The sequence below is a fragment of the Flavobacterium microcysteis genome (assembly GCF_006385255.1).
Lineage (GTDB): Bacteria > Bacteroidota > Bacteroidia > Flavobacteriales > Flavobacteriaceae > Flavobacterium > Flavobacterium microcysteis.
The window spans coordinates 1-273 of sequence record NZ_VFJE01000014.1; the positions used below are offsets into that span (position 1 = coordinate 1).

1 protein-coding gene is annotated in these 273 nt (G+C 46.5%); it reads left to right on the forward strand.

Annotated elements, in window-relative coordinates:
• Window positions 1-82 precede the first annotated feature (82 nt).
• Window positions 83-273, forward strand: a 191-nt coding sequence (locus FJA49_RS18530; RefSeq protein ID WP_139997562.1) for a hypothetical protein, incomplete at its 3' end; no start/stop codon positions are given.

Below are 273 nucleotides of genomic sequence, written 5' to 3' on the forward strand. Positions count from 1 at the left end.
TTGTTATATTTCTATACTAAAAATTTATTTCTTTGCGTTTTAATACAAATTAACAGGACTTAACTTAAACAAATACAGACACATGACCCTCATCAAACCCTTCCCGGCACGCCTGGCAGTTGCCGGACTATGCGCTATGCTCTGCACCGATGCGCTCCAAGCCCAGGACATCCTCTGGGAGAAATCCTACGGAGGAAATCACTCCGAATACCTATTCGACGCACAGCCCACTCCCGACTACGGGTTCATACTCGCAGGAAGCTCACTATCCCA